This is a genomic window from Pseudomonas sp. FH1 (assembly GCF_000510895.2).
Taxonomy (GTDB): Bacteria; Pseudomonadota; Gammaproteobacteria; order Pseudomonadales; family Pseudomonadaceae; genus Aquipseudomonas; species Aquipseudomonas azotoformans_A.
Genome location: NZ_AOHM01000020.1, coordinates 35,359 through 56,485 on the forward strand (window position 1 = coordinate 35,359; position 21,127 = coordinate 56,485).

Consider the following 21,127-nt stretch of genomic DNA (forward strand, 5'->3'; position numbering starts at 1 on the left):
AGGCCCCGCACTTGCTGATTCAAATCAAAGCGTATTTGCCTGAGCTGTTATTATCTGCCGTATCTATTCAGTACGGATTGATCCATGTCCTCTCGCGAAATCCGCATCGCCACCCGTAAAAGCGCCCTGGCCTTGTGGCAGGCCGAATACGTCAAATCACGCCTGGAACAGGCCCATCCTGGCCTGACCGTGTCCCTGGTGCCCATGGTCAGTCGCGGCGACAAGCTGCTCGACTCGCCACTGTCGAAGATCGGCGGCAAGGGACTGTTCGTCAAGGAACTGGAAACCGCGTTGCTGGAAAACGAAGCCGACATCGCCGTGCATTCGATGAAAGACGTGCCCATGGACTTCCCCGAAGGCCTGGGCCTGTTTTGCATCTGCGAGCGCGAAGACCCGCGTGATGCCTTTGTTTCCAACACCTACGCGTCCCTGGACGAATTGCCTTTGGGCAGCATTGTCGGCACGTCCAGCCTGCGTCGCCAGGCTCAATTGCTGACCCGTCGTCCGGACCTGCAGATCCGCTTTCTGCGCGGCAACGTCAACACCCGACTGGCCAAGCTGGATGCCGGTGAATATGACGCGATCATCCTTGCCGCGGCCGGCCTGATTCGCCTGGGCTTCGAAGACCGCATCACCTCGGCTATCAGCGTCGAGGACAGCCTGCCAGCCGGCGGGCAGGGCGCGGTTGGCATTGAGTGCCGCACCGCCGACAGTGAAATCCACGCCCTGCTCAAGCCTCTTGATCACCACGACACTGAAGTCCGTGTCACGGCCGAACGAGCCCTGAACAAACACCTCAACGGTGGCTGCCAGGTGCCGATCGCCTGCTACGCCGTGCTTGAAGGCGAAAACCTGTGGCTGCGTGGCCTGGTGGGTGATCCGGACGGCGGCACCCTGCTGACCGCCGAGGTGCGTGGCCCACAGCGTGACGCCACAGCCCTGGGTATCCAAGTGGCCGAAGAGCTGCTGGACAAGGGCGCCGGTGCCATCCTGCAAAAAGTCTACGGCGAGGCCGGTCCGCAGTGACCGAATGGCGCGTGCTGCTGACGCGGCCTGCCGAGGAGTCGATGGCCCTGGCGGCCGCGTTGTCCGGCGCGGGCATTTTCAGCAGCAGCCTGCCGTTGCTGGACATTGAGCCGCTCCCCGTAACACCTGAACAGCAAGCTGTCTTCCATGACCTGGGGCGTTACTGTGCGGTGATCGTCGTCAGCAAGCCTGCGGCACGCCTTGCCGTGGCGCAACTTGATCGCGCATGGCCGCAGCTGATGTGGTTCAGTGTCGGCGCGGCCACCGCGCAGGTACTGGCCGAACACGGCCTGAATGTTAAGTATCCGCCTACTGGCGACGACAGCGAGGCTTTGCTTCAATTGCCCGCGTTGCGCGAGGCTATCGCCCGCCCGGATGCCCAGGTGTTGATCCTGCGCGGTGAGGGCGGTCGCGAGCTGCTGGCGGAGCGTTTGCGTGAACAAGGTGCTAGTGTCGACTATCTGGAGTTGTATCGCCGTTTCTTGCCGGCCTATGAGGCCGGTGCACTGATGCAACGCATCCAGTTGGAACGCTTGAACGGCCTGGTGGTCAGCAGTGGGCAGGGTTTTTTACACCTGCAAGCCCTGGCCGGAGCCGATTGGCCCCAGGTGGCACAGCTGCCGTTGTTCGTGCCAAGCCCGCGAGTCCTGGAGATGGCGCGGGCCGCTGGCGCAGAAAAAGTTGTGGATTGTCGCGGTGCGAGTGCCGCGGCTTTGTTAGTGGCGATACGGAGCTATCCCGTTCCCACTCTCTGAAACGCAAAGGACGGATACGTGAGCGAAACAGCCTTGCCTAAAGATGAAACCCAACCCGCACTTGATGCGCCGGTTGAGTCACCGGTCACCGCGCCGCGCCGTGGCAATGGCCTGGCAATTGTCGCCCTGCTGCTCGGCGCTGCGGGTGTTGCCGCCGGCGGTTGGGGGATCTGGCAGGTCCGCGCGTTGCAAGCCAGCAGCCAGCAGCAGTTGGGCCAGGTGCAGACCCTCGATGATCAATCCCAGTCCCTCAAGCAAAGCCAGCAACAACTGGCCGCGCGGCTGGCGCAGTTGCCGGGTGCGGATGAGTTGGAGGAGCGTCGTCGTCTGGTGGCCCAGCTCCAGGGTGATCAGCAGCGCCTGAGCCAGCGCCTGGAAACCGTGCTGGGAGCCAGCCGCCAAGACTGGCGCCTGGCCGAGGCCGAGCACTTGATTCGCCTGGCAAGCCTGCGCCTTTCTGCCCTGCAAGATATCAACAGTGCCCAGGCTTTGGTCCAGGGTGCCGACGAGATTCTTCGTGAGCAGAGCGATCCGGGCGCCTATGCTGCCCGCGAGCAATTGGCCAAGAGCCTTGTTTCGCTGCGCAGTACCGAGCAACCGGACCGCACCGGGCTGTACCTTCAATTGGCGGCCTTGCGTGATCAGGTCGTGCAACTGGCGGCGATCGCTCCTGAATATCAACTGGCCGAACCTGCTCCCGAGTCACGCCCTACCACTGATACGGAAAGCCGCTGGAGCCAATGGTGGGAGCAGATTTCCCGTTACTTCCGCATCGACTTCAACCCGGATGACAACGTCCGTCCGCTGCTGGCAGGCCAAGGTTTGAACCAAGTGCGCCTGGCCCTGAGCCTGGCGCTGGAACAGGCGCAATGGGCGGCGCTCAATGGCGAGTCGGCTGTCTACAGCCGCGCCTTGGGGGAGGCCCGCGGTGTGCTGCAGGATAATTTCAACCAGGACAACCCGCAGAGCAAGGCGATGCTGGCACGTATCACTGAGCTTGAACCCCAAGCGGTATCAGTGGTGACGCCGGACCTGGCCGCGAGCCTGGCCGCCGTGCAGGCTTATCTTGAGCGCCGTCATCTGTCTGCTGACGAAGCCAAGGCGGCTGCGACGCCGGCGAAGCAGGAGTAGAACCGATGAAGCGATTCTATGTAATCCTGATGCTGGCAATTGCGATCGCGCTGGCCGTAGGTGTTGGCATTTCGGAGCACACCGGCTACGTGCTGATCACCTACCCTCATGTACTGAATTACGAGTCGAGCGTGTGGGCGACTCTGGTGGCGGTGTTTGCAATCGGCCTGGCGATCTGCCTGATTCGTGTGCTGCTGAGCCTTATCACCACCTCCGGTGGCCTGGTCAACCCGTGGTCGCGGCGTAACCGCAGCCGTCGTGTGCAGATTGCCATCGAGCAGGGCCAGATGGACCTCGCCGAAGGTCGCTGGGCCAGTGCCGAACGCCACTTGCATCGTGCTGCCGAAGCCGAGCGTCAGCCACTGCTGTATTACCTCGGTGCAGCCCGTGCGGCGAATGAGCAGGGGCGTTACGAAGAGTCCGATGGTTTGCTGGAGCGCGCCCTGGAGCGCCAGCCCCAGGCCGAGCTGGCGGTCGCCCTGAGTCATGCGCAACTGCAACTGGACCGCGGCGATACCGACGGCGCACTGACCACCTTGCAGGCCATGCACGAACGTCACCCCCACAACGCCCAGGTCTTGCGTCAATTACAGCGCCTGCATCAGCAGCGGGGCGACTGGTCGTCGGTGATCCGCCTGCTGCCGGAACTGCGCAAGGATAAAGTGCTGCCCGCCAGTGAACTGGCCGAGCTTGAGCGTCGCGCCTGGGGCGAGAACCTGAGTCTCGCGGCCCAGCGTGAAGAGCAGGGCGAGGCCGGCTTGCAGTCCCTTGAGCGAGCCTGGCAGCAACTCACTTCCGCCCAACGCCAGGAGCCGCAACTGGTCCTGGCTTATGCCGAGCAACTGCGCCAGTTGGGCGCCGATGCCAAGGCCGAGGAAGCGCTGCGTGGCGCGATCAAGCGCGGTTACGACAGCCATCTGATTCGACTCTACGGCTTGTTGCGTGGCAGCGATCCAGCCAAGCAGTTGAAGTTTGCCGAAGGTTGGCTCAAGGATCATCCAGGTGATGCCAGCCTGTTGCTGACGCTGGGCCGCCTGTGCCTGCAAAACAGCCTGTGGGGCAAAGCGCGGGATTATCTGGAAAGCAGCCTGCAGGTGCAGCGTAATCCCGAGGCCTGTGCCGAGTTGGCGCGTTTGTTGGCGCAACTGGGTGACACTGAACGCAGCAACCAGCTGTTCCAAGAGGGCCTTGGGTTGCTGGACAACCGTTTGCTGGCGTCACCGCTGCCTGTGCCGGTCCGAGTTTGATGTAGGAAATGGGTGAGGAGCGGCCCGGAGATAACTGGCCGCCACCCCCTCATTCCATGGGAAAAACTGGCTGTAGAGCGTTTGTGGGCAATGTCTGACGCTCAACAGCCCAACGTCTTCCATCTTCTGGCGGGAAGTCCTTACCCTCTCGCGGAATCGTCTGCTCTGGCATGTATTGAAAGGGGTCAGGCCTTTCCTCTACCGTAGCGACCTATCTTTCGCGATGCGGATAAAGCATGCCTTTGGCCCCTTCACGCTCCTTGTTTTTCCTTGCGTTCCTGGCCGGTGCGCTGACATTGGGCGCGTCCTTTTACCTTGAATTCGGTGTCTCCTTGCGCCCTTGCTTCCTGTGTCAGGTGCAAAGGGGGTTCCTGGCTGCATTCACATTGATCAATCTGGTTGCCGCGATCCATAACCCCAAGCGCTCCGTGAGCTGTCTGTATTGGCTGGCAAGCATGGGCTTCGCGTTGCTTGGCGCCATGACCGCCGCGCGCCAGGTATTGCTACAAAACGCCGCACCGGAGCAGGTGGCTGACTGCTGGCCAAGCCTGCACTACATGATCGAAAACCTGTCGTTTTGGCAGGCCCTGCAATTGACTGTCAAAGGCACTGTCGATTGTGTGGAGATCAACTGGACACTGTTCGACTTGAGCCTGCCGGAGTGGAGCCTGCTGTTCTTCGTCGGGATGTTGATCCTCGGCGCCATGCAGTTTTCACGGCTGTTGTTGAGCCAGCGTTTGCGTCCGGCGAGGCGCTGAATGCCGGTCGCAGTTTGTAGGACGGGATTAAACACTTGTATGAACTTTCTCTCCTGCGTACCTTGAAGCCATAGTCATGCGGGCATAATCTGGCCCGCACGTGTTATTGAAACCGTTTGTCAGATGCGGCCTTGTCCGGTTGCTGCTTTATCCTTGAAGTGTTGCGCGGGCACCAGGCGGCAGCGCCCCTATAGGGAAGAGAGATCATCATGCTGGAAAGTTGTCAGAATGCTCAGGAACGCTGGGGTGGGGTGCACAAGCTGATCGACAGCTGGCTGAAGGCACGTCACGAACTGGTTCGGGCCTTTGATGCGCTCGGCGCCAAGCCCGAGGCACTGGCGCAGAACCGCGAACCGTTGCAGGATTTCTGCGGTGTGTTGGTGGACTACGTGTCAGCCGGTCATTTCGGCGTCTACGAACAACTGACCAAGGAGGCGGAAGCCTTCGACGATCAGCGTGGCCTGGATTTGGCTGAGACCCTTTACCCGCGCATCGATGTCATCACCGAAAAGCTGCTTGAGTTCACCGACCTGTGTGATGCGGGTAACTGCGTGGCAGATAAATTCAAAGAATTGGGCGCGTTGCTGCACGAACGATTCGAGCTGGAAGACTGCTTGATCGAAGTGCTGCACAACGCTCACAAGGAAGAGTCTGCTACCCAGGCTTGACCCTCGATAGCGATATACAAAAAACGGTGCGCATGACGCACCGTTTTTTATTGTCTCAAGGGCGCGTGCCGAGCAATTCGATCTCGAACACCAGTGGCGTGTAAGGCGCAATCAATTCGCCGGCGCCATCGGCGCCATAGGCCTGGGCCGATGGAATCACCAGGCGCCATTTTGCTCCCACCGGCATCTGTTGCAAGGCGCTGCTCCAGCCGCTGATCACACTGTTCAGACGAAACCATTGTGGTTGTGTGCTCTGGTCGAACACTGTCCCATCGGGTAACCGCCCCACGTATTTCACTTGGACCTGGTCGCTGGCTTTGGGTTTTTCACCGGTGCCGGGAGTGAGTTCAGTCAGCAGGATCCCATCCGCCAATTCGCGTACGCCTTTTGCTGCTTTTTCTTTGCTCAGGAATTGTTGTTCGGCCGCGAGTGCTTTTTCGCTTTGAGGCGCCTGCGCGTCGGCGTCGTTTTGCGCTTCGTGTTGGGCAAGGATCGCTTCGATACGGGCATTATCCAGCGCCAGGGGTTTGCCTTGGTAGGCCTGCTTGAGACCATCGATCAGCGCCTGGATTTGCAGGTCGGGAACCTCCTGGCGCAGGCGTTCGCCGAGGCTGGCGCCCAGGCTGTAGGCGAGGTCATGCTGATTCTGGTCAACGGTTTTCGCCGACGATTGATCGCTCGCATTGGCCACCGAAATTGCCAAGCCCAGCACAAGAAAAAGGTAACGCGACATGGGCATTCTCCCGCCGAAAGTGCGACGGATTATGCCAGTGTGAAAGGGTAAAAAGTGCCGCGTATTTTCGTTATATCGATAAGAATTTTCACACGGTGCAACGCAAGGCAAACGATACTGTCAACATGCCCTAGCGGCGGTAAGAGCAGAGGGCTAGTATGAGCCGCACCCACGTCAGCCAGGAGGTAAACCATGTCGGCCAAACAGAAGCCTGTTAATACCCCGTTGCATTTACTCCAACAACTTTCGGGCAGCTTGCTCGAACATCTGGAAAGCGCTTGTTCCCAAGCTCTGGCCGATGCAGAAAAACTGCTCGCCAAGCTGGAAAAACAACGCGGTAAAGCGCAAGAGAAGCTGCACAAATCCCGCACCAAACTGCAAGACGCCGCCACTGCCGGCAAGGCCAAGGCACAAGCCAAAGCCAAAGACGCTGTCAAAGAACTTGAGGACCTGCTGGACGCCCTCAAGGATCGCCAAGCTGAAACCCGCGCCTATATTTCCCAACTGAAAAAAGATGCCCAGGAAAGCCTGAAGCTGGCCCAGGGCGTTGGTCGTGTGAAAGAAGCTGTGGCTAAAGTGCTGGGTGCTCGTACCCCTGCAAAAGCGGTTGCAGCGAGCGCGGCGAAAAAGCCAGCGAGCAAAGCTGTTGCTGCAAAGGCACCTGCTAAAGCTGCGGCAAAACCTGCTGCCAAAACTGCTGCTGCGAAACCAGCCGCCAAGCCAGCTGCTAAAACCGCTGCTGCAAAACCAGCCGCCAAGCCAGCTGCTAAAACCGCTGCTGCGAAACCAGCCGCCAAGCCAGCCGCTAAAACCGCTGCTGCAAAACCAGCCGCCAAGCCAACTGCTAAAACCGCTGCTGCAAAACCAGCCGCCAAGCCAGTTGCTAAAACCGCTGCTGCAAAACCAGCCGCCAAGCCAGCTGCTAAAACCGCTGCTGCAAAACCAGTCGCTAAGCCAGTGGCTAAAACCGCTGCTGCAAAACCAGCCGCTAAGCCAGTGGCTAAACCTGCTGCTGCGAAACCGGCCGCCAAGCCAGCTGCTAAACCTGCTGCTGCGAAACCGGCCGCCAAGCCAGCTGCAAAACCTGCTGCTGCAAAACCGGCCGCCAAGCCAGCTGCAAAACCTGCTGCTGCAAAACCAGCTGCCAAACCAGCCGCAGCGAAGCCCGCCGTTGCCAAGCCAGCTGCCGCAAAACCAGCACCGGCCAAGCCAGCAACACCGGCTGCCCCGGTAGCGTCCACCGCTCCAACTGCACCGGCCAGCAGCACGACTGCCCCGGTAGCGACAAGCACCACCCCAACCAGCGCTTCCTAAGTGTTGGTGGCCACGACGCGCAGCTGTTGCAGCGCGTCGTGGTCAAGGTTGGCGGCATCCTCAGCCGCCAGTCCTTCCAGCCATCGTTGCTGACCCATCGCATCACCCATCTGCCACAGTTGCGCCAACGCTTCCAGACGTGCCAGCAACTGCTGTTCGGCGTCCAGCTCCAGGGCCTTGACCCGTTCGCGTAATCCCGCCAAATCCCTATCTTGCTGTGCCATGGCGCGCCATTGAGTGCGTAGGTGTCTTAACGGTTCGATCACGCCTGTCTGCCAAGGCCTGGCGACCTGTCTCAGCGCCTGTATACGCTCGGCGGTCACTGTCACCGCACGCTGCTCCAACCACGCGCCACACAACAACAGGCACACGTCTGCCCCTTGTGCCTGCAAACGCAGGCAAGCGGCCTCCACGCCCGGGCGGGCGTAAGTCGAGAGGGCAAAGCTCCACAGGTCAGCGCACATATTCACACCCAAGCCAGCGGCGAACGAAGCTGGTAGACTCCGCCGCCATTATGATCCGACTTCAAAGCCTAACATTACAGCGTGGCCCGCAACGTCTTCTCGAAGACGCCGAGCTGACCCTGCACGCCGGTCACAAAGCCGGCCTGATCGGTGCCAACGGCGCCGGCAAATCCACGTTGTTCGCCCTGTTGCTGGGTGAGCTGACCCCGGATTCCGGGGACTGCTTGCTGCCGGCCGACTGGCGCATCGCCCATATGCGCCAGGAGATCGACACCCTGGACCGCATCGCGATCGACTACGTGCTCGATGGCGACCTGCGCCTGCGCCAGGTGCAACACGACCTGGCCGAGGCCGAGAAAGCCCAGGACGGCGCCGCCCAGGCCCGCCTGCACTCGGAGCTCGACAGCGCCGACGGCTACACCGCCGATGCCCGCGCCCGCAAGATGCTCGCCGGCCTTGGCTTTACCAACGAGCAGATGGACCGTCCGGTCGCGGACTTCTCCGGCGGCTGGCGCATGCGCCTGAACCTGGCCCAGGCCCTGATGTGCCCGTCGGACCTGTTGCTGCTCGACGAACCGACCAACCACTTGGACCTCGATGCGATCCTGTGGCTGGAAGACTTCCTCAAGAGTTACCAGGGCACCTTGCTGCTGATTTCCCACGACCGGGATTTCCTCGACGCCGTGGTCGACAACATCGCCCACGTCGAACAGAAGAAAATCACGCTGTACCGTGGCGGCTACACCGCGTTCGAACGTGCTCGTGCCGAACGCCTGGCCCAGCAGCAACAGGCGTTCGAGAAGCAACAGGCGCAACGTGCGCACATGGAAAGCTACATTGCCCGCTTCAAGGCCCAGGCCACCAAGGCCCGCCAGGCCCAAAGCCGGATCAAGGCACTGGAGCGCATGGAGGAGCTGTCGGCGGCCCACGTCGATTCGCCGTTCGACTTCGTGTTTCGCGAGTCGGTGAAGATCTCCAGCCCGTTGCTGGATCTCTCCGATGCACGCCTGGGTTATGGCGACAAAACCATCCTGGAAAAAGTGAAGCTGCAACTCACGCCGGGTGCGCGCATTGGTTTACTCGGCCCTAACGGTGCGGGTAAGTCGACGCTGATCAAGAACCTGTCGGGTGAGCTGTCGCCATTGGCCGGCCGCCTGACCCGTGGCGAGAACACGGTGGTGGGCTACTTCGCCCAGCATCAGCTGGACTCTCTCGATTCCAAGGCCAGCCCGTTGCTGCACCTGCAGCGCCTGGCGCCGACCGAGCGCGAACAAACCCTGCGCGATTTCCTCGGTGGTTTCGACTTCCGTGGTGCGCGCATCGACGAGCCGGTGCTGAACTTCTCCGGCGGCGAAAAAGCCCGTCTGGCCCTGGCATTGATCGCCTGGGACCGTCCGAACCTGCTGCTGCTCGACGAACCGACCAACCACCTGGACCTGGAAATGCGCCTGGCGCTGACCATGGCCCTGCAGGAGTTCAGCGGCGCGGTACTGGTGGTGTCTCACGATCGCCATTTGCTCAAGAGCACCACGGATAACTTCCTGCTGGTGGCGGACGGCAAAGTCGAGGAATTCGACGGCGACCTGGACGACTACGCGCGCTGGCTGACGGACTACCGCCTGCGCAACGCGCCGGTCAGCAACACCCCGGTCAACCCGGACAAGACCGACAAAAAGGCCCAGCGCCAAGCCGCCGCCGCGTTGCGTCAGCAACTCGCGCCGCACAAGCGTGAGGCTGACAAGCTGGAAGCCGAGTTGGGCAAGGTGCATGAGCGCCTGGCCAAGATCGAAGCCAGCCTGGGCGACAGCGCCGTCTACGAGGCCGCCCGCAAGGATGAGTTGCGCGACCTGCTGGCCGAACAGGCCAAGCTCAAGGTGCGTGAAGGGCAATTGGAGGAGACCTGGATGGAAGCTCTCGAATTGCTCGAAACCCTGCAAGCGGAGCTGGAGGCGCTGTCCTGATGGAAGCGTTGCAGCTGCCGATACCGACACAGTGGGTCGAGCCCGTCTGGGTTGGCGTGCAAATCCTGCTCATCCTGCTGGCGGGTTACCTTGCCCAGCGCTTCGTCGCCAAAGGCCTGACCCGGCTGGGTGAGCGCTACCCATTCCCGCCGCAGCTGCTGATGCCGCTGCGCGGTGGCTTGCGCTGGCTGATCATGGGCAGTGCGCTGATCTTCGTGCTGGGCCGCCTGGGTGTGTCCGCCACAGTGCTGTGGACGGCGTTGTCCGGGTTTGTCGCGGTCGCAGCCGTGGCGTTCTTCGCCATGTGGTCGGTGTTGTCCAACCTGCTGTGCGCCATCCTGATCTTCACCGTCGGGCCGTTTCGCCTGGGCGATATCGTCGAATTGGTGGATACCGTCGACAAACCAGGGGTGAAGGGCCGGGTCGTGGCGATCAATCTGCTCTACACCACGTTGATCGAAGTGGCAGAAGCGGGGACTGACAGCGCGATGGTGCAAGTGCCCAACAGCCTGTTTTTCCAGCGTTCGGTGCGGCGTTGGCCAGGTACCCATGTGTTTCCGGGCGACCGCTAGTATTCACATCTTGTAAAAATCTATAGCCAGCCTTTGGTCGGCGGAGTTAGCTTAAGGCACAACAGCAAACTCCCTCTTGAGGTGTGTAATGGCACTCGATACGTGGCTGGCCTTTTTCCTGGCCAGTTGGATCATCTCCCTTTCCCCTGGCGCTGGCGCCATCGCCTCGATGTCCAGCGGCCTGCAATATGGTTTCCTGCGCGGTTACTGGAACGCGATTGGCCTGCAACTGGGCCTGGCGATGCAGATTGCCGTCGTGGCATGCGGCCTGGGTGCCATCCTGGCGACATCCTCCACCGCGTTCTATGCAATCAAATGGTTTGGCGTCGCGTACCTGGTGTATCTGGCCATCAAGCAATGGCGCGCGTTGCCCATGGACATGACCGATGACGCGGCCGTGCGCCCGATCGGCAAGCCGATGGCGATGATGTTCCGTGGTTTCCTGGTGAATGCCAGCAACCCCAAGGCCTTGGTGTTCATGCTGGCGGTGCTGCCGCAGTTCGTGAACCCGCAGGCGCCGCTGCTGACCCAGTACCTGATCCTGGGTGCGACGATGATCTGCGTCGATATGGTGGTGATGGCGGGGTATACGGGGTTGGCGTCGAAGGTATTGCGCCTGTTGCGTACGCCTAAACAACAGAAGCGTATGAACCGTACGTTTGCCGGGTTGTTTGTTGGGGCGGCTGGCTTTCTCGCCAGCCTTCATCGCGCGACCGCGTAACCGTTGTAGGAGCCGGAAAGCCGGCTCCTACGGGGCTCAACGCAGGATTTTGGGTGCTTCATCCCTTGGCAGGTTGTTGCGCAGCGCCGGCTTGCCCGGGTCTTGATACCCGCCCCCCAATTGCTCCGCCAACTGCCGCGCCACATCCTCACCCAGTGCTTTCGACACGTCCTTCACCACGCGCGGCCGGTTCAGGCTCACGCGCACATCGCGGCTGTTCACCAGCTTGGTGTCCTGGCCTTCACCCATGGCGGTGAACGCCGAGGTGATCTCGTAGGTGCGTGTGTTGATCAGGCTGAAATCCGCCACCAACGTCAGGCCCAGTACGGCCGAGTAGCTGTTGGTGTGGTCCAGGGCGTTGATGTCCTGGGTGAAGTCGATGTCCGACAGGGTGCCGAACAGCACATAGTCCGCGCCCTTGAAGTGACCGGCCTTGATGCGCTTGATCACGTCGTAGACGTCACCCTTGGCATCTGCGGTGTAGGGCGTGCCCTGTACCAGCTGGAACTGACGCGACTTGAGAATCTCGCCCTTGATGTCGCCGCTGAATTTACGCAGCTCGGTCTGTTCGATGTAGCTGGTACGGCTTTCGTACTCGCTGTAGTTCGACGCACCGCTGGCGTGGTAGGCGCTTGCCTGGAAGTTGTTGCTGGCCGACACCTGGTGGATATATTCCTCGACCCGCGCCTCGTAGGCCAGGTCGGTCACCGCGATCTTCGGGGCGGCCGAGGCGCCAAAGGCGCACAGCAGGCCGATCATGCCGATCCATGCACGCATTGCTTAGCGCTCCGTGGTCTTGCGGATTTCTTTTTCGTCCATCCATTCGGCCAGGCCGCTCTCGACGTCGACCAGTTGCAGGCTGAATTTGTAGAACACGTCCTTGTAGTCCGAGCTGCGCTTGACGATGGAACTGATGGAGCCTTCCAGGCGGTACTTGGCGGCGACCATGTTGCCGGTCTTGCTGACGGTGGACTTCTTGTACAGGCCGCTCTGGTTCTGCAGCTTGAGCTGGTCGACCTGGCTTTGCATGTCGGTGTTGTCGCTGGCGAAGCGGGCGGTGCCGGTCTTCATCAGCTGGGTCTTGATCGACGTGGTGATCTCGCGGGTATCGATGTACTCGCTGGTTTTGTTCTTCACGTCATACACCTGCACCACCGGGCGGCCCTGCAGGATGCCGGACTGGGCGAGGGAGCGGGTCATGCTTTCGGCGATCATCTGCAGGTCGGTGGAGCCGAACTCGTTGGTGATCGTTTCCACGGCCTTGGTGTCGCCGTAGTTGATGTTCTTGCTGCCCAGTACAGGCGAGGTGTTGGAGCAACCGCTGGCCAGCAGGGCAACCACGGCGAGGATCGAGAAGCGTGCAAACATGGGGAATTCTCTCTGAAACGTAGAAGGGGAACGGCTCAAGGCGTCTTCACTTCAAGGCGGAAGTCCGCCGCTTGAGGCAAGTTGGCGATGGCCGGCAGAAAGGTCGCCTGGTTGGCGTACAGGCTCAGCACTTTCCAGGTTTCTTCGTCGCCCACCGGGAAGCCGTCGGCTCCCAGCCAGGCGAAGCGGTAATACATCGTCTGGTTACTGCTGGTGATGTTGCTCAACTGCACCTTGGCAGTCAGGAAGCCGTTTTCACGCGCAACGCGGATGGCACCGACGGCGATGCCCTTGAACTTGCCCATCACCACGATTTTGCTGGCGGCGCTGCCAGGCTCCGGTGGTGGCGGGGTGGCGCAGCCGGCCAGCAGGACCAGCGCCAGGGCGCCGAGGATGAAATGACGCATAGCGTGCTCCTTAAGGTTGTTTGAGGGCGATGGCCTGGGTGGCGGTGCTCGGCACCACATGGGCGGCCAGGCCACCGGCGAATACCTGGTTGCCAACCACGCGCAGGGTGATCACCTGATAACGCTGGTCAGCCTTGACCGTCACCAGCGTGCCGCCCAGAGCGTTGGGCAGGCTGACCTGGTGCTCGCCGTGCTTGAGGCGCAGGCGCGTCACCTGGGTCATGTCCGGCAGGGTGCGCCAGGTCCGGGTGTCTGCACCTTCAGTGACTGCCGAGGCGATACCCAGCACCAGGCCTGCCATAGGGTTGGTCTTGTTCAGGTTGTTTTGCGCCACACCACGGGTGACCGCACGCACCGTGGTGCGCAGGATGATCCCTGGCATGTCATCGCGCAGGGCGCGGCGGGACATGGCCGTGGTGCTGTTGAGTGCGGTGAGGTTCTGTTGCCGGCCGTCGACGCCGATCTGGGCGAAAGTCGCGGTGGACGTATCGGCCTTGATCACCGGGAACGACAGCGGGGTGATCACCAGGTTACCGTTGATCGGGATCGGAATCGGCAGGCGAATCGAGTCGCGGGCCGGCGCCAGGCCACTTTGCACCACGATCAGCACGTCGGTTTCATCGACACCGACCTTGGATTTGTCCAGATCCAGCAGGGCCTGTTCCAGCAAGGGGGTATTGGGGCGCAACTCGGCCGCCTTGCGATAGCCAGGCGCGGCCAGGTCCTTCTCGCCCAGGGCTTCGTAGACGAAGCCGGCCAGGTAATGGCTGAACGCACTCTGGTAACTGTTCTTCAGACCGACCACTTCCGGCGCGTCGAGGGCTGCCACCGGGTAGCCGCGCAGGTCTTTCATCTGGGTGGTCACGCCTTCACGCTCGGCTTCGTCCTCGCGCTTGAGGTATTCCTTATCCCGCAGTTCCGCGATCACCGCTTCGCGTTCGTGGGTCTTCTTGATCTCGGTGCGTGCGCCGTCGAAGTCGTTCAAGGCCAGCAGGTTCAGCGCCATCTGCGTGGTCAGCATGACTTTTTCGTAGTCATAGCCTTCGTAGCGCCGCACCTTGTCGTTGGCGAGGAAACTGCCGAACTGGGCCAGGTACTTGGCGCTGTCGAACTTGACCGCCTCTTCCCATTTGTAGACTTGCAGATCAGCACTGCGCCAGGCGGTCTGGCTCCCCGTCAAATCACCCTTGGCCCGCAGCAACTCACCCTTCTCGAAGAAATAGAGCAAGTCCTTGTCTTCACCGCTGTTGTTCTTCTCCAACAGCGTCAACGCCGCGTCGACATTCCCGCTGGCCAACTGCTGATTGGTCGCCTGCAACTCGGTGTCATAGCTGCGAAACATCGAACAGCCCGACAACAACGTCACCGCCGAGAGCGCAAGAAAAGGTAAAGCGCGAAATGCCATGCAAACTTCTTCCCTGAAAGTGTCAACCGATGTGGTCATTCCTCATAAAAACAAGGAACGAAATTCCCTTTCGCACTAACAGGGCGCGGCATTATAAGCACCATTACTGGCAAAACAATGGCTATTTGCCCACAAAAAACGCCACCACCCGTTCCTAAAATTCCCCGCCTCTAAGAACACAAAATCACTTACGCCTTGAGTCAAACCCTTTAAGGCTTAACAATGTGTTACTTCGTATTTCCATTTGAGATTCGTTCATGACTGCCCCCTTCCGTTTTCTCGCCTGGCTACTGTTGCCGGCGTTGATGTCGTGCAGCGTCAACCTGTTGGCCGCAACTGCCGAGGGCGCCCCGCAAGCCCTGCATTTGCTCGACTACATTGGCGCTGACTATCCACCGACGGTGGAGGCGGGCAAGGTTATCGATGAATCCGAATACCGCGAACAGGTGGAGTTTCTCGGCGTGTTGCAAGGGTTGGTGGCAGAGTTGCCTCAGCGCCCGGATCGCGCGGCGTTGGTCAAAGGTGTCGATGAACTGTTAGCGGCGGTAACCGCCCATCAGGACGGCGCAACGGTTGCTCGGCAAGCCCGGCAATTAGGTGCCCAACTGGCCGTGGCCTATGAAGTCAGCCAGGCTCCGGCAATCACCCCTGATCCAACCCGCGGCGCACCGCTCTACGCCCAGCATTGCTCGGTGTGCCACGGCACGGCGGGCGCCGGTGATGGCCCGGCCAGCGTCGGCATGACGCCGCCACCGGCCAATCTGCGCGACCCTGTGCGCCTGGACCGCTTGAGCCTCTATGCGATCTACAACACCCTCGGCCTTGGCGTCGAAGGCACCGACATGCCGTCCTTCGCCGACCAACTGGACGACCGTCAGCGCTGGGACCTGGCCACCTATATCGCCGGTTTCACGGCAGACCCGGCCGCCGCGAAAAGCGAGCAACCGTTCAACCTCGCCGACCTGGCCCGCCAGACGCCGAACGAAGTCCTGGCCGCCAACGGTGAAGCTGCCGCCACGACATTCCGTGCCCAGCGTGCGCAACCGCCGCAGGTCAAGCGTGGCCCGGCGCAGCTGCTCGACTACACCTCCACCACCCTGGACAAGAGCCTGGCCGCATTCCGTAACGGCGACCACGAGCAGGCCTACGACCTGTCGGTAGCCGCGTACCTGGAAGGCTTTGAGCTGGTGGAAAGCTCGCTGGATAACGTCGACGCCAACGTGCGCAAAGACACCGAGAAGGCGCTGATGGCCTATCGGCAGTCGTTGCAGGACGGCTTGCCGGTCGAGCAAGTGCAGCAACGCCTGGATCTGGCCAAAGGCAAGCTCACCGAATCCGCTGGCTTGCTGGGCAGTGATGGCCTGAGCTGGTCGCTGAGTTACATCTCCGGCTTGCTGATCCTGCTGCGTGAAGGCCTGGAAGCCATCTTGGTGCTTGCTGCGATCCTCGCGTTCCTGCGTAACACAGGCCAGCAGTCGGCAGTGCGCAGCGTCAACGTGGGTTGGGGCCTGGCGTTGCTGGCGGGTCTGGCGACCTGGGCGTTGGCCGCGTATGTGATTGACGTAAGTGGTGCGCAGCGCGAACTGCTGGAAGGCTGCACGGCGCTGTTCGCCAGTGTGATGGTGCTGTGGCTCGGCGTGTGGATGCACGACCGGCGCCACGCCGCCGCTTGGCAGGACTACATCAAGAGCAGCCTGGTGGGCGGCGGCGGTCGGTTCGGCTTTGCGATGCTGGCGTTCTTCTCGGTGTACCGCGAGCTGTTTGAAGTGATCCTGTTCTACGAAACCCTGTGGCTGCAAGCCGGCCCGGCCGGGCACAACGCGGTGCTGGCGGGTGGCGCCACGGCTCTGGTGCTGTTGGTGGGCCTGGCGTGGGTGATCCTGCGCGGTTCGGCGAAGCTGCCGCTGGCGTTGTTTTTCGGGATCAACGCGGCGTTGCTGTGTGCGTTGTCGGTGGTGTTCGCCGGGCATGGCGTGAAGGCGTTGCAGGAAGCCGGTATCTTCGGCACGCGGCCGGTGGCGTTCTTTGACTTCGACTGGCTGGGCATCCACGCCGATGCGTACTCACTGAGTGCACAGGCCGTGGCGATCCTGGCGATTGTGGTGCTGTATGGCCGCAGCCGCCTGGCCGAGAAGCGCCGAGTGGCAGCCTGACATGCGCGTGTGGATCGATGCCGACGCCTGCCCTCGGGCAGCCAAGGACCAAGTGGTGAAATTCGCCCTCAAGCGTCAGTTCGAGGTGGTGCTGGTGGCCGGGCAGAGCCAGATCAAGCCGAGCTTCGCGTGTGTGAAGCTGATCGTGGTGCCCAGCGGCCCGGATGCGGCGGACGACTACCTGGTGGAGCACGCGGTGCCGGGCGAGTTGGTGATCTGCAGCGATGTGCCGTTGGCCGATCGTCTGGTGAAAAAGGGCGTCACCGCCCTCGATCCACGGGGCAAGGAGTTCAGCCCGGCGAACATGAGCGAACGCCTGGCGGTGCGTAACCTGTTCACGGATCTGCGGGAGCAAGGCCAGATGGGCGGTGGTCCACTGCCCCATGGCGAGAAGGACAAGCAGGCGTTTGCCAATGCCCTGGATCGCATTCTCACGCGGTTGATGCGCCAACCCTGACCTGTGGCGAGGGAGCTTGCTCCCGTTGGGCTGCGTAGCGGCCCCAAAATCTTGGGAGCGCTTCGCACTCCAGCGGGAGCAAGCTCCCTCGCCACAGAAGCTCCCTTGCCACCACAGGTGTTCAGTCGTTTTCGTGGGTCAACTCCAACACCCGGTCCACCAGCTTGTTGATCCCCGAAGCGACCTCGCTGATGTTCTTGCCGAGCATATAGGCTGGCGTGCTCACCAGCTTGCGCGCCTTGTCCTCGACAATATCTTCCACCGTGCATTCCTGGTGAGTGGCGCCCATCTTGTCCAGCGCGGCGGCGGTGTCGGCACAGTTGCCGATGGTGCAGGTCACGCCTGGGCCATAGATCTTCGCCGCCAGGGCCGGTGAGATGCAGATCAGCCCCACCGGCTTGCCCGCTTCGGCAAAGGCCTCGGCCAGCTCCAGCACCTGTGGGTTGACGCTGCAGCCTGCGCCTTCCACGGCAAAGTTCGACAGGTTCTTCGCCGCGCCAAACCCGCCGGGCACGATCAGCGCATCGAAGTCTTCGGCATTGGCTTCGCGGATGTCTTTGACCTCACCGCGGGCAATTCGGGCCGACTCCACCAGCACATTGCGCGACTCGGGCATTTCTTCGCCGGTGAGGTGGTTGATTACATGCAACTGCGCGATGTTGGGGGCAAAACATTGGACCTGAGCGCCGCGCTGGTCCAGGCGCAGCAAGGTGATCACGCTTTCGTGGATCTCTGCGCCGTCGTACACGCCGCAGCCGGAAAGGATCACTGCAATCTTTTTGCTCATGGGCATTTCTCCTGGGGTCTTGGCATTAAATGTCTACTAATTTGTCATCTGTTGCCAATGGGATCTCGCGTCGCTGCACCTAATCTTGATGTAACAAAAATAGACCGGACCAGACCATGGACTTCGTGCCTTACGCGGTACCGTTTTTCATTGCCTTGATCGTGGTGGAGCTGCTCGCCGATCGCTGGCGCGGCGAGCGCAACTACCGGGTGGCGGATGCCATCAACAGCCTCAGCACCGGTGTGCTGTCCACCACCACAGGGCTGTTGACCAAGGGTGTAGGGATTTTGACCTACGCGTTCGCCCTCAAACATCTTGCATTGATTGATCTGCCGGCCCAAAGCGTCTGGACCTGGGCATTCGCCTTTGTGTTCTACGACTTCTGCTACTACTGGCTGCACCGTATGGGCCATGAACGCAATATCCTGTGGGCCGCGCACTCGGTGCATCACCAGAGCGAGGACTACAACCTCAGCACCGCCCTGCGCCAGACCAGCACCGGCTTCCTGCTGAGCTGGATCTTCTACCTGCCCCTGGCGGTCCTTGGCGTGCCATTGGTGGTGTTTATCAGCGTGGCGTCGCTCAACCTGCTCTATCAATTCTGGGTGCACACCCGGCATGTGCCGAAGCTTGGCTGGTATGAATGGTTTTTCGTCACGCCGTCCAATCATCGGGCTCACCATGCGCAGAACGCTCTCTACATGGATCGCAACTACGGCGGGGTGTTCATTATTTGGGACCGGCTGTTCGGCACCTTCCAAGAGGAAGATGACAACGAACCTGTGATTTTCGGTGTGACTACGCCCTTGGCCAGTTGGAATCCGTTGTGGGCCAACCTGCAGTTTTATGCGCAGTTGTGGAGTGATGCGCGGCGTACCGAGCGCTGGTGGGACAAGCTGCGCATCTGGTTCATGCGCACTGGCTGGCGCCCGGCGGACGTGAAGGCCAAGTACCCGTTGGCCAAGCATGACCTGACCCAGTTCCGTAAATTTGAAGTGCCGCTGGATGTTCGCCAGCAGGTCTACATCGCCCTGCAATTTGCGGCGTATGTTGGTTTTGGCAGCTATTTGATGAATTTCGGCGAAGGCTTGCCCACGGCGGCGCTGATCCTGGGGTGGAGTGCCATGGCGCTGGGGTTGTTTACCTTGGGGGTGGCCCTGGAGAATCGCCCGTGGGCGTTGAAGGCCGAGCTTTCGCGGCTGGTGCTGAATGTGCCGCTGGTGTGGCTGGCGCCGCTGGTTGGGCTATGGCCCGCCAGCAACCTGGGCTGGCTGGGCCTGCTGAGCTACAGCCTGCTCAGCGTGATCGGCCTCTACTGCTGCAGGAGCCGTTTTACTCGACTGGTGTCTTAGGCGTTTCGACCGGGACCGGCTCGGCGGCGAGCCGGGCCTTGGCCTCGGCGCAGGCCTCGCGGGCGATGCGTGCATTCTTGATGCGGCGGCGCAGCCACAGGCCGAAGCCCAGTAGCAGCAACGCGCCCAACACCCACAGCTCGTATTTCTTGATGCTGCCCAGCATACCTTCCAGCACCGCGCCGAAGTGATAGGCCGCCGCGCCCAGCGCCAACGCCCAGATCGCGGCACCAATGCCGTTGAGGATCAGGTAGCGCAGAGGTGGGTAGCCGGACAGGCCGATCGCCACCGGCATGACCGTGCGCAAGCCGTAGACGAAGCGGAAGCTCAACACCCAGATATCCGGGTGCTTGCGGATATGCTCCAGGGCCTTGTCACCCATCAGTTGCCAGCGCGGCTTGCGTGCCAACAGCTTGCGGCCGTGCTTGCGGCCCATGTAATACCAAAGCTGGTCGCCGGCGTAGCTGCCGAAAAAGGCAACGACCACCACCAGGTTGATATCCATGTAGCCACGGAACGCCAGGAAGCCTGCGAGGACCAGGATGGTCTCGCCTTCAAAGAAGGTGCCCAGGAAGAGCGCAAAGTAGCCGAAGTCATGCAGAAATTGTTGAAGCATGGTCTGGGGTGCTGGCGAAATGAACGCGCAGCCTACGCCTTCACGAAGATTCATGAAAGTATCGAGATGTGTCACGAAGTGAACAATTCCTACGTGGATGACGAATGCGACTACAGGTCGCATGCTTAAGCACAACTGTCATACCTTCGTCATAATGGCCGCTTATAACTGCAACGCTCGCCCGTGAACCCGGGCTCAGGAGTCTGTCGTGAGCTTTACCCCTGCCAATCGTCTGTTCCCTGCTACCCGTCTGCGTCGCAATCGCCGTGATGATTTTTCTCGCCGCCTGGTGCGTGAAAACGTACTGACGACCAACGATCTGATCCTGCCGGTGTTTGTGCTGGACGGGGAAGATCGTCGGGAGGCGGTGGCTTCGATGCCCGGTGTGGAGCGTTTGACCATTGATCTGCTGCTTGAAGAAGCTGCAGGTTGGGTTGAACTGGGGATTCCAGCGTTGGCACTGTTCCCGGTCACACCGTCTGAACTCAAGTCCCTGGATGCTGCCGAAGCCTGGAACCCGGACGGGATCGCCCAGCGCGCCACCCGTGCCCTGCGCGAGCGCTTCCCGGAGCTTGGGGTGATCACCGACGTGGCGCTGGACCCGTTCACCACCCATGGTCAGGATGGCATTCTGGACGAAGACGGCTATGTTCAAAACGACATCACCGTCGATGCGCTGGTCAAGCAAGCCTTGTCCCACGCCGCTGCTGGCGCCCAGGTGGTTGCACCGTCGGACATGATGGACGGGCGCATCCAGGCGATTCGCGAAGCCCTGGAGCTGGCCGGTCACGTCAATGTGCGGATCATGGCCTATTCGGCCAAGTACGCCAGCGCCTACTACGGCCCGTTCCGCGATGCGGTGGGCTCGGCGTTGAACCTGGGCAAGGCCAACAAGGCGTCGTACCAGATGGACCCGGCCAACAGTCATGAAGCCCTGCACGAAGTGGCGGCCGACCTGGCCGAAGGCGCTGACATGGTGATGGTCAAGCCGGGGATGCCGTACCTGGACATCCTTTACCGGGTCAAAGAAGAATTCAAAGTGCCGACGTTTGTCTATCAGGTCAGCGGCGAGTACGCGATGCACATGGCTGCAATACAGAATGGATGGCTGAGTGAAGGGGTGATCCTAGAATCCCTGACAGCCTTTAAACGCGCCGGGGCTGATGGCATTCTGACCTACTTCGCCGCCCGCGCCGCCCAATTGCTTAGAGAGCAACAATAGCCCTCACAGG

Annotated in this window: 22 protein-coding genes; 14 read left to right on the forward strand and 8 right to left on the reverse strand. The window is 61.1% G+C overall.

The window, feature by feature from the left end:
- The first annotated feature begins 84 nt into the window (after window positions 1-84).
- From hemC to H096_RS07455, 6 genes are all read left to right on the forward strand, one after another.
- Entirely contained in the window at window positions 85-1,026 is a 942-nt protein-coding gene (gene hemC, locus H096_RS07430) for a hydroxymethylbilane synthase (RefSeq protein WP_033897507.1), read from the forward strand.
- Window positions 1,023-1,781 carry a uroporphyrinogen-III synthase gene (locus tag H096_RS07435; RefSeq protein WP_033897508.1) on the forward strand — a complete coding sequence of 253 codons (759 nt, stop codon included), beginning with the start codon at window positions 1,023-1,025 and terminating at the stop codon, window positions 1,779-1,781. Before hemC ends, H096_RS07435 begins: the two co-directional genes overlap by 4 nt.
- An 18-nt stretch (window positions 1,782-1,799) precedes the next feature.
- Window positions 1,800-2,912, forward strand: coding sequence for a uroporphyrinogen-III C-methyltransferase (locus tag H096_RS07440; RefSeq protein WP_033897509.1), 1,113 nt, complete (start codon window positions 1,800-1,802; stop codon window positions 2,910-2,912).
- Between the two features lie 5 nt (window positions 2,913-2,917).
- Window positions 2,918-4,159: a heme biosynthesis protein HemY gene (locus H096_RS07445; RefSeq protein WP_033897510.1), complete on the forward strand. Its 1,242-nt coding sequence runs from the start codon at window positions 2,918-2,920 to the stop codon at window positions 4,157-4,159.
- A 236-nt stretch (window positions 4,160-4,395) separates the two neighbouring features.
- The gene (locus tag H096_RS07450) at window positions 4,396-4,917 is read left to right on the forward strand and encodes a disulfide bond formation protein B (RefSeq protein ID WP_033897511.1); all 522 of its coding nucleotides are present in this window, start codon (window positions 4,396-4,398) and stop codon (window positions 4,915-4,917) included.
- A gap of 209 nt (window positions 4,918-5,126) precedes the next feature.
- The gene (locus H096_RS07455) at window positions 5,127-5,585 is read left to right on the forward strand and encodes an Rsd/AlgQ family anti-sigma factor (RefSeq protein ID WP_016975860.1); all 459 of its coding nucleotides are present in this window, start codon (window positions 5,127-5,129) and stop codon (window positions 5,583-5,585) included.
- Between the two features lie 55 nt (window positions 5,586-5,640).
- Here the strand turns inward: H096_RS07455 and H096_RS07460 are convergent, their stop codons facing one another.
- Window positions 5,641-6,318 carry an FKBP-type peptidyl-prolyl cis-trans isomerase gene (locus tag H096_RS07460; RefSeq protein ID WP_033897512.1) on the reverse strand — a complete coding sequence of 226 codons (678 nt, stop codon included), beginning with the start codon at window positions 6,316-6,318 and terminating at the stop codon, window positions 5,641-5,643.
- Between the two features lie 192 nt (window positions 6,319-6,510).
- Between H096_RS07460 and H096_RS33000 the strand changes: the two genes are divergently transcribed.
- Complete coding sequence (locus H096_RS33000; RefSeq protein WP_082461458.1) at window positions 6,511-7,632, forward strand: AlgP family protein; 1,122 nt, start codon at window positions 6,511-6,513, stop codon at window positions 7,630-7,632.
- Here the strand turns inward: H096_RS33000 and H096_RS07475 are convergent.
- Window positions 7,629-8,096, reverse strand: a complete 468-nt coding sequence (locus H096_RS07475; RefSeq protein ID WP_033897514.1) for a TIGR02444 family protein — start codon at window positions 8,094-8,096, stop codon at window positions 7,629-7,631. The genes H096_RS33000 and H096_RS07475 overlap by 4 nt on opposite strands.
- A 50-nt stretch (window positions 8,097-8,146) precedes the next feature.
- Between H096_RS07475 and H096_RS07480 the strand changes: the two genes are divergently transcribed.
- The 3 genes from H096_RS07480 (at window position 8,147) to H096_RS07490 (ending at window position 11,350) form a co-directional block, all read left to right on the forward strand.
- Entirely contained in the window at window positions 8,147-10,057 is a 1,911-nt protein-coding gene (locus H096_RS07480) for an ATP-binding cassette domain-containing protein (RefSeq protein WP_028618428.1), read from the forward strand.
- Window positions 10,057-10,629, forward strand: coding sequence for a mechanosensitive ion channel family protein (locus tag H096_RS07485; protein ID WP_010207425.1), 573 nt, complete (start codon window positions 10,057-10,059; stop codon window positions 10,627-10,629). The genes H096_RS07480 and H096_RS07485 overlap by 1 nt, the downstream gene beginning before the upstream one ends.
- Window positions 10,630-10,717: 88 nt before the next feature.
- Window positions 10,718-11,350 carry a LysE family transporter gene (locus H096_RS07490; protein ID WP_016975855.1) on the forward strand — a complete coding sequence of 211 codons (633 nt, stop codon included), beginning with the start codon at window positions 10,718-10,720 and terminating at the stop codon, window positions 11,348-11,350.
- 36 nt (window positions 11,351-11,386) lie between these two features.
- On the opposite strand, the gene H096_RS07495 is transcribed toward H096_RS07490, so the two are convergent.
- The 4 genes from H096_RS07495 to H096_RS07510 are packed head-to-tail and all read right to left on the reverse strand — an operon-like array spanning window position 11,387 to window position 14,530.
- The gene (locus H096_RS07495) at window positions 11,387-12,127 is read right to left on the reverse strand and encodes a hypothetical protein (RefSeq protein ID WP_033897515.1); all 741 of its coding nucleotides are present in this window, start codon (window positions 12,125-12,127) and stop codon (window positions 11,387-11,389) included.
- A gap of 3 nt (window positions 12,128-12,130) precedes the next feature.
- A complete protein-coding gene (lpoB, locus tag H096_RS07500) occupies window positions 12,131-12,718 on the reverse strand; it encodes a penicillin-binding protein activator LpoB (protein WP_033897516.1) in 588 nt (195 codons plus the stop codon).
- Window positions 12,719-12,753: 35 nt separating this feature from the next.
- Window positions 12,754-13,125: a YcfL family protein gene (locus H096_RS07505; protein WP_028618423.1), complete on the reverse strand. Its 372-nt coding sequence runs from the start codon at window positions 13,123-13,125 to the stop codon at window positions 12,754-12,756.
- A 10-nt stretch (window positions 13,126-13,135) separates the two neighbouring features.
- Window positions 13,136-14,530: a lipoprotein gene (locus tag H096_RS07510; RefSeq protein WP_033897517.1), complete on the reverse strand. Its 1,395-nt coding sequence runs from the start codon at window positions 14,528-14,530 to the stop codon at window positions 13,136-13,138.
- A 257-nt stretch (window positions 14,531-14,787) separates the two neighbouring features.
- On the opposite strand from H096_RS07510, the gene H096_RS07515 reads away from it, so the two are divergent.
- Together H096_RS07515 and H096_RS07520 are read left to right on the forward strand one after the other, a co-directional pair.
- A complete protein-coding gene (locus H096_RS07515) occupies window positions 14,788-16,683 on the forward strand; it encodes an FTR1 family protein (RefSeq protein ID WP_033897518.1) in 1,896 nt (631 codons plus the stop codon).
- A gap of 1 nt (window position 16,684) precedes the next feature.
- The gene (locus tag H096_RS07520) at window positions 16,685-17,140 is read left to right on the forward strand and encodes a YaiI/YqxD family protein (RefSeq protein WP_033897519.1); all 456 of its coding nucleotides are present in this window, start codon (window positions 16,685-16,687) and stop codon (window positions 17,138-17,140) included.
- 121 nt (window positions 17,141-17,261) lie between these two features.
- Here H096_RS07520 and elbB read toward each other — a convergent pair whose 3' ends face one another.
- A complete protein-coding gene (gene elbB / locus H096_RS07525; RefSeq protein WP_033897520.1) occupies window positions 17,262-17,927 on the reverse strand; it encodes an isoprenoid biosynthesis glyoxalase ElbB in 666 nt (221 codons plus the stop codon).
- A gap of 116 nt (window positions 17,928-18,043) precedes the next feature.
- Between elbB and H096_RS07530 the strand changes: the two genes are divergently transcribed.
- Window positions 18,044-19,279, forward strand: coding sequence for a sterol desaturase family protein (locus H096_RS07530; RefSeq protein ID WP_033897521.1), 1,236 nt, complete (start codon window positions 18,044-18,046; stop codon window positions 19,277-19,279).
- On the opposite strand, the gene H096_RS07535 is transcribed toward H096_RS07530, so the two are convergent.
- A complete protein-coding gene (locus H096_RS07535) occupies window positions 19,260-19,895 on the reverse strand; it encodes a DedA family protein (protein ID WP_033897595.1) in 636 nt (211 codons plus the stop codon). The two genes, H096_RS07530 and H096_RS07535, sit on opposite strands and share 20 nt — an antisense overlap.
- 208 nt (window positions 19,896-20,103) lie before the next feature.
- Here H096_RS07535 and hemB point away from each other — a divergent pair, with 208 nt between their 5' ends.
- Entirely contained in the window at window positions 20,104-21,117 is a 1,014-nt protein-coding gene (gene hemB, locus H096_RS07540; RefSeq protein ID WP_033897522.1) for a porphobilinogen synthase, read from the forward strand.
- Window positions 21,118-21,127 lie beyond the last annotated feature (10 nt).